Origin of the sequence: Actinotalea sp., from assembly GCF_035443605.1 — a bacterium.
Classification (GTDB): Bacteria; Actinomycetota; Actinomycetes; order Actinomycetales; family Cellulomonadaceae; genus Actinotalea.
Genome location: NZ_DAORSQ010000092.1, coordinates 1 through 9,909 on the forward strand (window position 1 = coordinate 1; position 9,909 = coordinate 9,909).

9 protein-coding genes are annotated in these 9,909 nt (G+C 74.8%); 5 read left to right on the top strand and 4 right to left on the bottom strand.

Features of this window, described 5'->3' with window-relative positions; translation table 11 throughout:
• Window positions 1-13: 13 nt before the first annotated feature.
• Genes PKY62_RS10335 through PKY62_RS10345 form a run of 3 tightly spaced genes read right to left on the bottom strand, consistent with a single transcriptional unit; the run spans window position 14 to window position 3,644 of the window.
• A complete protein-coding gene (locus tag PKY62_RS10335; RefSeq protein ID WP_324536631.1) occupies window positions 14-739 on the bottom strand; it encodes an ABC transporter permease in 726 nt (241 codons plus the stop codon).
• Window positions 736-1,545 (bottom strand): ABC transporter ATP-binding protein, encoded by an 810-nt coding sequence (locus PKY62_RS10340; protein ID WP_324536633.1) that lies wholly within the window; start codon window positions 1,543-1,545, stop codon window positions 736-738. The genes PKY62_RS10335 and PKY62_RS10340 overlap by 4 nt, the downstream gene beginning before the upstream one ends.
• 35 nt (window positions 1,546-1,580) lie before the next feature.
• Window positions 1,581-3,644, bottom strand: a complete 2,064-nt coding sequence (locus PKY62_RS10345) for a beta-galactosidase (protein ID WP_324536635.1) — start codon at window positions 3,642-3,644, stop codon at window positions 1,581-1,583.
• A 56-nt stretch (window positions 3,645-3,700) separates the two neighbouring features.
• Here PKY62_RS10345 and radA point away from each other — a divergent pair, with 56 nt between their 5' ends.
• Window positions 3,701-5,143 (top strand): DNA repair protein RadA, encoded by a 1,443-nt coding sequence (gene radA, locus PKY62_RS10350; protein ID WP_324536637.1) that lies wholly within the window; start codon window positions 3,701-3,703, stop codon window positions 5,141-5,143.
• 9 nt (window positions 5,144-5,152) lie between these two features.
• Entirely contained in the window at window positions 5,153-6,238 is a 1,086-nt protein-coding gene (disA, locus tag PKY62_RS10355; RefSeq protein WP_324536639.1) for a DNA integrity scanning diadenylate cyclase DisA, read from the top strand.
• A 49-nt stretch (window positions 6,239-6,287) separates the two neighbouring features.
• Here the strand turns inward: disA and PKY62_RS10360 are convergent, their stop codons facing one another.
• Window positions 6,288-6,944 (bottom strand): hypothetical protein, encoded by a 657-nt coding sequence (locus PKY62_RS10360; RefSeq protein ID WP_324536641.1) that lies wholly within the window; start codon window positions 6,942-6,944, stop codon window positions 6,288-6,290.
• A gap of 152 nt (window positions 6,945-7,096) precedes the next feature.
• Between PKY62_RS10360 and corA the strand changes: the two genes are divergently transcribed.
• The 3 genes from corA to PKY62_RS10375 all read left to right on the top strand — a co-directional run.
• Window positions 7,097-8,128 (top strand): magnesium/cobalt transporter CorA, encoded by a 1,032-nt coding sequence (gene corA, locus PKY62_RS10365; RefSeq protein ID WP_324536643.1) that lies wholly within the window; start codon window positions 7,097-7,099, stop codon window positions 8,126-8,128.
• Window positions 8,129-8,166: 38 nt separating this feature from the next.
• The gene (locus PKY62_RS10370; RefSeq protein ID WP_324536645.1) at window positions 8,167-9,192 is read left to right on the top strand and encodes an HhH-GPD family protein; all 1,026 of its coding nucleotides are present in this window, start codon (window positions 8,167-8,169) and stop codon (window positions 9,190-9,192) included.
• A partial coding sequence (locus PKY62_RS10375) for an aminoglycoside phosphotransferase family protein (protein WP_324536647.1) occupies window positions 9,189-9,909 on the top strand: 721 nt, incomplete at its 3' end. The genes PKY62_RS10370 and PKY62_RS10375, both read left to right, overlap by 4 nt.

Below are 9,909 nucleotides of genomic sequence, written 5' to 3' on the forward strand. Positions count from 1 at the left end.
GGGCCACCGCGACTCAGGGGGTGCGGCGGCGCAGCGTCGTCGCACCGAGCACGAGGGCGCCGACGATGAACAGCACGATCACCCCGATCGCGCCCCGGACGTCGGCGAAGCCGCCGCCGCGAGCGAGCTCCTGCAGCGCCTCCATGCCGTACGTCAGCGGCATGACGCGCGAGACCGCCTCGAGGACAGCCGGCATCTCGTCACGCGGCATGAGCAGCCCACCCGTGACGAGCTGCGGGAAGATGATCACCGGCATCATCTGCACGGCCTGGAACTCGGTGCGCGCGACGGCGGACGCCGCGAGGCCGAGGGCCGTGCCCAGCACCGCGTCCAGGAGGGCGACGAGCACCACGACCCACAGCGCGCCGGCCACCCGCATGCCGCACACCCCGACGGCGAAGGCGGTGAGCACGAGCGCCTGCACCACGGCGACCGCGCCGAACGCCAGCGCGTACCCGAGCACCACGGAACCACGCGTCACCGGCGTGGTCATGAGCCGCTCGAGGGTGCCGGACTGCCGCTCGCGCAGCGTGGCAACGCTCGTCACGAGGAACATCACGATGAGCGGGAAGAGGCCGAGCAGCAGCGGGCCGAACTGGTCCAGGACGGGCGTCCCGTCGAACATCCAGGCGATGAGCCCGACGATGAGGCACGGCAGCCCGATGAGCAGGGCGATGGTGCGCGGGTCGTTGCGGATCTGGCGCAGCACGCGACCCGCGGTGGCGACGGTGAGCCTCATCGCGCGCTCCCCTCACCGGCGCCGCGATCGCCCACGCCGCCGCCGTCCGTGCCGCGACCGTCGGCCGGGCCCTGCGCGATGCCCTCGACCAGCGCAAGGAAGGCGGCCTCGACATCGGGGGCCCCGGTGGTCGTGAGCAGCTCCGCGACGGTCGCGTCGGCGAGGACCCGGCCGTCACGCAGCAGCACGAGGCGGTCGCAGCGCAGCGCCTCGTCCATGACGTGGCTGGAGACCAGCAGGGAGGTGCCGTCAGCGGCCAGCGCCGCGAAGAGGTCCCACAGGTCGCGGCGCAGCACGGGGTCCAGCCCGACGGTCGGCTCGTCGAGCACCAGCAGGTCCGGCGAGGCCAGCAGCGCCACCGCGAGGGAGGCCCGGGACAGCTCGCCGCCCGAGAGCACCCCCACCCGCCGGTCGGCCAGGCGCGTGAGGTCGACGGCGGCAAGGCTCCGGGCGACGTCGTCCTCGCCTGCCGAGAGCAGCCGCGCGAAGTACCGCAGGTTCTCCACCACGGAGAGGTCCGTGTAGACCGACGGCGCCTGGGTGACGTACCCGACGCGACGCCGCAGGTCCGGGTGCCCGGCCGGCATGCCGAGCACCTCGACCGTCCCGGTCACGCTGTCCTGGATGCCGACGAGCGCTCGCATGAGCGTCGTCTTGCCGCTGCCGCTCGGCCCGAGCAGGCCGACCACCTGCCCGGCGGGCACGGACAGGTGCATGCCCTCGATGACGGTGACGCCCCGGTGGCCCGTCCCACGGACCACGCGCAGCCCCTCGACCCGGATGACCGGTGCGGTGTGCGACCCCATGAGGGCGATCCTGCACCCTCCGGCGACCTCTGCCGTCAGCCCTTCGTCACCTCGCGCAGCACGACGACGCCGTGGGCCGGGACGACCGTCGTCTCGGCGTGCTCCCCGCCCGTGACGAGGTCGGTCCCCCCCACCGGCAGGACGACGTCGCGCGCCGTGTGGTTGATCGCGAAGAGCCACGACGTGCCGTCGCCCACGCGGCGCACCACCTCGACGCCCGGCACCGTCGCGGCGACGGGTCGCACGCCCGCCGTGGCGAGCACGTCGTCGAGCAGCCGGGCGGTCGCCGCGGGGTCCAGCCGCGTCGAGACGTACCAGGCCGTGCCGCCGTCGGGCGCCGTGCGCCGTGTCACGGCTGGCCCGCCGGCGGACGGGCCGTCGACGTAGGTGGCCACGACCTGCGCGTCCGGGACGGTCATCCGCTCGGTCCACACATGGCCCGTCGCACCGTCGGACAGGCTCACCGCGCCGCCCTCGCCGAGCGGCGCGAACTCCTCGACCCGCACGCCCAGCAGGTCGCGGAACGCCCCGGGGTAGCCGCCGAGGCGCATCCGGTCCGCCTCGTCGACGATGCCGGAGAAGTACGTGACGAGCACGTGCCCCCCGCGCTCGACGACGGCGGCCACCCGGGCCGCGGTGTCGTCGCTCGCGAGGTAGAGGGTCGGGACGAGCACCACGCGGTACGCGTCGAGCGGCGCGCCGACGGGCAGCACGTCCACGGCGACGCCCGCGTCGAGCAGCGCCCGGTGCAGTCGCTGGGCCTGGTCGAGGTAGCGGAGGTCGGACGTCGGGTGCGCTCCGCGCTCCGCGGCCCACCACGCCTGCGTGTCCCACAGCAGGGCGACCTGTGCCGGCTCGACGACGCTGCCGTGCACCTCGGCCAGCCGGCCGATCGTCGCACCCAGCGCGACGACGTCGCGGAACAGCGCGGAGTCGGGACCGGCGTGCGGCACCATCGCCGAGTGGAACGTCTCGGCGCCGGCGCGTGCGGCCCGCCACTGGAAGAACAGGACGCCGTCGGCTCCGCGCGCCACGTGCGCGAGGGAGTTGCGCAGCATCTCCCCCGGCCCCTTGGCGAGGTTGCGTCCCTGCCAGTTCACGGCGCTCGTCGAGTGCTCCATGAGCAGCCACGGCCCGCCCTGCGCCAGACCGCGCGTGCGGTCGGCGCTGAACGCGAGGTCCGCCCAGGCCTCCGGGTCCTGCGACCACAGGTAGTGGTCGTTGGCGACGAGGTCGAGGTGGGGGGTCATCGCGGCGTAGTCGATGGCGTTGAACGGCCCGATGACCATGTAGTTCGTCGTGACGGGCAGGTGCGGGGTGACCTCGTGGAGCACGTCGGCCTCGGCGCGCAGGTGCGTGACGAACTCGTCCGAGGTGAACCGGTCGAAGTCCAGCTGCTGGCCGGGGTTGCCGGTCGTCGTCGTCATCCGCGGCGGGAGCACCTGGTCGAACGAGGTGTGGTGCTGGCCCCAGAAGGCCGTCCCCCACGCGTCGTTGAGCTCGTCGACCGAGGCGTACCGCGCGCGGAGCCAGTCGCGGAACGCCGCGGCCGACACGTCGCAGTAGCAGCGGCCGTTGTGGCACGCGAGCTCGTTGGACACGTGCCACATGCGCACGGCGGGGTGGGTGCCGTAGCGCTCGGCGAGGACGCGGGCCATCCGGGTCGCGTGCGCGCGCACCACCGGGGAGCTGGGGCACCAGGTCTCGCGGCTCCCCTGGGTGTAGCGGCGCCCGTCCGCCGTCACCGGCAGGATCTCCGGGTGCGCCCGGTGCAGCCACACGGGCGGCGCGGCGCTCGGCGTGGCGAGGTCCACGCCGATCCCGTGCTCGTGCAGCAGGTCGAGCACGCGGTCGAGCCAGCCGAAGTCGTAGACGCCCTCCTCGGGCTCGAGCAGCCCCCAGGAGAAGATGCCGACGGAGACGAGGTTCACCCCGGCCTCGCGCATGAGCGCCATGTCCTCGAGCCAGACGTCCTCCGGCCACTGCTCGGGGTTGTAGTCCGCGCCGAAGGACAGGCCGTGGGTGGGCCAGGCGTGGGCGATGCGGGCGGGCGCGTCGGCTCCGGGTGCGGGCTGGGCGGGTGCGGCGTCGTTGGGCACGGGGCAACGCTAGCCGGGGTGCGCGCGCTGTCGGACCACCCGGCTACCGTTCCCCCGTGACCACCCTTCCCGCCCGCGGCAACCGGGGCGCGCGCACGCCGGCCCGCGCCGCGCGCCCCGGCTACACGTGCTCCGAGTGCGGCTGGACGGCCGCCAAGTGGGCCGGCCGGTGCGGCGAGTGCCAGGCCTGGGGCACCGTGGTCGAGGACATCGCCGCCGGTGGCGGCCCCCGCACCGTGGCCACGTCCCCGGCGCGCACGCCGGCCCGGCCGATCGGCGACATCGACGTCGAGCCGGCCCGTGCCCGCCCCACCGGCGTGGGTGAGCTGGACCGCGTGCTCGGCGGGGGCCTGGTCCCCGGGGCGGTCGTCCTGCTCGCCGGGGAGCCCGGCGTCGGCAAGTCCACCCTGCTGCTCGACGTCGCCGGCAGGCTCGGGCGGGTGCCCGGGGCGCGGGTGCTCTACGTGACGGGCGAGGAGTCCGCCGGTCAGGTCCGGCTGCGCGCCGAGCGGATCGGTGCCGTCGCCCCCGGGCTGCTGCTCGCCGCCGAGACGGACCTCGGCACCGTCCTGGGACACCTCGAGGCCGAGAACCCGACGATGCTCGTCGTCGACTCCGTCCAGACCATCGCCTCGTCGCTCGTCGACGGCGCGCCGGGCGGCGTGAGCCAGGTCCGCGAGGTCGCCGCGGCCCTCATCGCCGCGGCCAAGGAGCGGGACATCCCGGCGCTGCTCGTCGGGCACGTCACCAAGGACGGCTCGGTCGCGGGGCCGCGCACCCTCGAGCACCTCGTCGACGTGGTGTGCTCGTTCGAGGGCGAGCGGCACTCGCGGCTGCGGATGGTCAGGGCGACCAAGAACCGCTACGGCCCCACGGACGAGGTCGGCTGCTTCGACCTCAACGAGAACGGGATCGTCGAGCTGCCGGACCCGAGCGGGCTCTTCCTCTCCCAGACCCACCGGCAGGTCGCCGGGACCTGCGTCACGGTGACGCTCGAGGGCCGGCGGCCGCTCGCCGTCGAGGTCCAGGCGCTCGTGGTCCCCAGCCTCCTCACCAACCCGCGCCGCACCACGAGCGGTGTGGAGGCCAGCCGTCTCGCGATGGTCCTCGCGGTGCTCCAGCGGCGCGCGGGCGTGCCGCTCGCCGACCGGGACGTGTACGTCTCGACGGTCGGGGGTGCGCGCGTGGTCGAGCCGGCGGCCGACCTCGGGATCGCCCTGGCGATCGCCAGCGGGACGGCCGACCTGCCGCTCGCCGACCACCTCGTCGCGTTCGGCGAGGTCGGCCTGGCCGGTGAGCTGCGGCCCGTCGTGGGCCTGGCCCGGCGGCTGGGGGAGGCCCGGCGGCTGGGCTTCACGCGCGCCGTGGTGCCCGAGGGCTCCGTCGAGCCCGGCGAGGTGCCGGACGGGCTCGCGCTGCTCCAGGCGAGGGACCTGGCGCACGCGTTGGGGCTGGCCCACGAGGCACGCGTCCCCGACCGCGACCGCCCGCTCCCGTAGGATTCGGCCGTGGTCACCACCGAGCGCACCGTCGACGAGCTGCTGCGCTCCACCCTTGCCGCCGTCGCCCCCGGGACACCCCTGCGGGACGGGTTGGAGCGCATCCTGCGCGGCCGCACGGGAGCGCTCATCGTCCTGGGCCACGACAAGGTCGTCGAGTCGATGTGCTCGGGCGGCTTCTCGCTCGACGTCGGCTTCTCGTCCACCCGACTGCGCGAGCTCGCCAAGATGGACGGCGCGATCGTCGTCGACCGGGATGCGACGCGCATCATGCGGGCCGCCGTCCAGCTGCTGCCGGACCCGACCATCGAGACCACCGAGTCGGGCACCCGGCACCGCACCGCCGAGCGCGTCGCCAAGCAGTCCGGGTTCCCCGTCGTCTCCGTGAGCCAGTCGATGCAGATCATCGCGCTGTACGTGGGCGGGTCGCGGTACGTGCTCGAGGGCTCCGACGTCATCCAGTCCCGCGCCAACCAGGCCCTGGCCACCCTCGAGCGGTACAAGTCGCGCCTCGACGAGGTCAGCGGCACCCTCTCGGCGCTGGAGATCGAGGACCTCGTCACCGTGCGCGACGTCGCGGCGGTGGTCCAGCGTCTGGAGATGGTGCGCCGCATCTCCGAGGAGATCGCCGGCTACGTCGTCGAGCTCGGCACCGACGGTCGCCTCATGGCGCTGCAGCTCGACGAGCTCGTCGGCGGCGTGAGCTCGGACCGCCAGCTGGTCATCCGCGACTACGTCGAGGCCAGCCGCGCCGGGCGCAGCCAGGACGAGGTGCAGGACGCCCTGGCGCTCATGGACGCCAACGAGCTGCTCGACCTCGTGCACATCGCCCGGATCCTCGGCCTCGCGGCCGTCGACGACTCGCTCGACGGCGCCGTCGGCCCGCGGGGCTACCGGCTGCTGTCCAAGGTCCCGCGCCTGCCCGGCGCGATCGTCGACCGGCTGGTCGGCCACTTCGGCGGCCTGCAGAAGCTGCTCGCCGCGAGCATCGACGAGCTCATGACGGTCGACGGCGTGGGCGAGCAGCGCGCCCGCGCTGTGCGCGAGGGGCTGTCCCGGCTGGCGGAGTCCAGCATCCTCGAGCGTTACGTCTGAGACCGCGCGCTACGTCTGAGACCGGGCGCGACGTCCCGACCGCGTGCGATCACCCGAGGTCGAAGACCGCCGTCGCGCTCGTGGCGCCGAGGATCGTGGCCACAGCGGTGTACGTGCCGGGCCGAGGCTCCGCGAGGTCCGCGGGGCAGCCCTCGGCCGAGCGCACCCGGGCCCACGCGATCGTCGCGTCGTAGCGCCCGCCGGCCTCGAGCAGCTGCAGGGCCTCCGCGGGTGCGGCGAGGCAGTCGAGCGAGGACCAGATCCGGTCGGCGCCCGAGGTGATGAGGACCTCGCGGTTCGCCTCGTTCGCGTCGAGCGTGCAGCTCGTCGCACCGGTGTTGGTCACCGCGAGCGCGAAGGTCGGGGACGTGCCGGCGGGGAAGGCGCGTCCGTCGGCCGTCAGGGTCACCGTGAGGTCGGCCGGGGCGCACGCGACCGGGCCGCTCGGGTCCTCGGCCGGGGCCTCGCCGTCGTCCGTCGCCCCGTCGTCGGTCGCCCCGGCGTCGCCCTCGTCCGCCGGTGCCTCGACGGCCGCCCCGTCCTCACCCGTCGCCGCGGCCTCGTCCGGACCGCCGCGCCCGAACAACGCCCACCAGCCGATCCCGAGCAGCGTCCCGACCACGGCCAGCGCGATGAGCACGGCCGCCCGCCGGATCCAGTAGACCCGGGGCGACTGCGGTCCGACCGGGTGCAGCACTGTGCTCATCGACGACACCTCCGTCGGTCACGCTACGACGGGGTCGCCGGGCCGCGACGCTGCCGCGCCGAAGGACGGTCGGGCCCGTGCCGGGAGGCGTCCATGGCGTAGCGTCGGCTGCGGCGCTCGGGGTCACGGGGTCACGACGGGGAGGTCACGCGATGCAGGCTGCTGGCGACGTCGCCGCGGGCGAGACCACGGTCACCTGCGTCGACTACTCGGCTGCCGACGTCCACGAGCAGCGCGTCGGCGACCTCGCGACCTTCCTCGAGCAGCACCGTCCGGCGTGGTCGGCCGTGCGCTGGATCGACGTCGTCGGGTTCGCCGACCTCGACGCGATCCACGCCCTCGCCGCCAAGTACGAGCTGCACCCGCTGGCCCTCGAGGACCTGCTCAGCCACTCCCAGCGGCCCAAGATCGACGCCTACGGCGGCGCGGGCAGCAACCTCAACGCCCGCCTGTTCATCAGCACACGCGCCCTGCACCTGCGCGAGGGCCGGCTGCGCAGCGCACCCGTGTCGATCTTCCTGGGTCACACCACGGTGCTCACCTTCCAGAGCACCGCCACGGGGGTCTTCGACCCCGTGCACCACCGGCTCACCGTCCCGGGCTCGCGGCTGCGGGCGGACGACGCGTCCTTCCTCACCTACTCGCTGCTCGACGCCGTCGTCGACGCGTGCTTCCCGATCATCGACCACTTCGACGGGCACCTGGACCGGCTGGAGAACGCCGTCGTCGAGCATGTCGACCCCTCGCTGCTGACGATGATCCAGGACGTCAAGCGGCAGTTCGCGCTCCTGCGCTGGAGCATCTGGCCGATGCGCGAGGTGGTCGGGGCCCTGCAGCGCGACCCGCACGAGTGCATGAGCGATGCGACCAAGGTCTACCTGCACGACCTGTACGACCACGTCGTCCAGGTGATCGAGATCAACGAGGCGTACCGCGAGCGCGCGGGCGACCTCGTCGAGTCCTACCGCTCGGCCGTGTCGTTCCGGCTCAACGAGGTGATCCGGGTGCTGACGGTCATCTCGACCGTCTTCATCCCGCTGACGTTCCTCGCGGGCGTGTACGGGATGAACTTCCACTACCTGCCGGAGCTGGAGCAGCGGTGGGCCTACCCCGCGTTCTGGGTGGTCAGCCTCGCGGTGGCGGGCGGGATGCTCGCGATGTTCCGCCGGCGCCGCTGGCTCTGAGCCCGCCCGATCGGGAGGGCGTCGGGCATCATCGTCGGGTGCCGCACGCCCTGGTCGAGCCCGTCGTCGCCTGGTTCGACGCGCACGGCCGTGACCTGCCGTGGCGCGCGCCCGACCGCACCGCGTGGGGTGTGCTGGTCAGCGAGGTGATGCTCCAGCAGACGCCGGTGGTGCGCGTCGAGCCGGCCTGGCGCGCGTGGCTGGAGCGGTGGCCCGGTCCGGCCGCCCTGGCTGCGGCGCCCACCGCCGACGTGCTGCGGGCATGGGGTCGTCTGGGCTACCCGCGCCGGGCGCTGCGGCTGCAGCAGTGCGCGGTCGTCGTCGTCGATCGGCACGACGGCGTGCTGCCGACCGACGAGGCCGCGCTGCTCGCGCTTCCGGGCGTGGGCACCTACACGGCAGCGGCCGTCATGGCCTTCGCGCACGGACGCCGCGCCGTCGTCGTGGACACCAACGTGCGGCGCGTCCTGGCCCGCGCGGTCGACGCGGCCGCCCTGCCCGCCCCGCACCTGACAGCGGTCGAGCTCGCCCGCGCCGGCCGGGTGGTGCCCGACGACGATGTGACGGCCACGCGCTGGAACGCCGCGGTGATGGAGCTCGGCGCCCTGGTCTGCACCGCGCGGGCGCCGCGCTGCGAGTCCTGCCCCGTCGAGCGGCAGTGCGCCTGGCGGGCCGCGGGCATGCCGCCCGACGCCCTCGCGGACGGGCGCCGCCGCCAGGCGTGGCACGGCACGGACCGGCAGGCGCGGGGCCTGGTCATGGCCACCCTGCGCGCGGCCGACGGCGCGGTGCCGGCCGCGGCCGTGGCGGCGGCATTCGCCACCGGTTGGCCGTCGGAGCAGGACCGCGCGCGCGTGATCGCCGGCCTCGTGGCGGACGGGCTCATCGAGGAGGTGAGTGACGCGGAGGAGGTGAGTGACGCGGAGGAGGGGAGTGACGCGGCGGAGGGCGGCGACACGGTGGAGGTGGGGCACGACGCGGGCCCCACGTTCCGGTTCCCGGCGAGCCCGACGCCGGGCCGACCGGCCCCACCACCCGCGCCGGCCCTGCTGGACGCGCCGTGATCCGGGTCCCGGCCGGCCTGCTCGCCCTGCCGGACCGCGACCCGACGTGGCTGCCGTGGCTCGACGCGCTGCCGCGCCGCGTCGAGGACCTGCTCGGCGACTGGTCCCTCGTGCCCGACGGCGCCGCGCTCCACGGGCGGTGCGCCCTCGTGGTCCCGGTCCGCACGGCCGATGGCGAGCCCGCGGCCCTCAAGGTCACCTGGCCGCACGACGAGGCGACCCTCGAGCACCTCGCGCTGCAGCACTGGCACGGGGAGGGCGCCGTGCGTCTGCTCCGCGCGGACCCGCACCGCTGGGCCCTGCTGCTCGAGCGCCTCGGGCCCACCGACCTCACCGCGCTCGACGACGTCGAGGCGTGCGAGGTGGTCGGGGACCTGCTCACCCGCCTGCGTCACCCCGCGCCGCCCCAGCTCACCCCGCTGTCGCGGCGCGTGGCCGCCTGGACCGACCGGCTGGCCGCCCTGCCGCCCGACGCCGCGCTGCCGCACCGTCTCGTCGCGCACGCCGTGGCGCTCGGGCGAGCCTTCACGGCCGACCCGGCCACCGACGGGACGCTGCTGCACACCGACCTGCACGACGAGAACGTCCTGGCCGCCGACCGCGCGCCGTGGCTGGTCATCGACCCCAAGCCGCTGTCCGGCGACCAGCACTACGAGGTGGCGCCGTCGCTGTGGAACCGCTGGGACGAGGTGCTGGCCACGGGCGACGTGCGCTGGG

Excerpts from the sequence above, each read along its gene's own strand:
- PKY62_RS10335 (WP_324536631.1), bottom strand. The coding sequence starts at position 739 with ATGAGGCTCACCGTCGCCACCGCGGGTCGCGTGCTGCGCCAGATCCGC.
- PKY62_RS10340 (WP_324536633.1), bottom strand. The coding sequence starts at position 1,545 with ATGGGGTCGCACACCGCACCGGTCATCCGGGTCGAGGGGCTGCGCGTG.
- PKY62_RS10360 (WP_324536641.1), bottom strand. The coding sequence starts at position 6,944 with ATGAGCACAGTGCTGCACCCGGTCGGACCGCAGTCGCCCCGGGTCTAC.
- corA (WP_324536643.1), top strand. The coding sequence starts at position 7,097 with ATGCAGGCTGCTGGCGACGTCGCCGCGGGCGAGACCACGGTCACCTGC.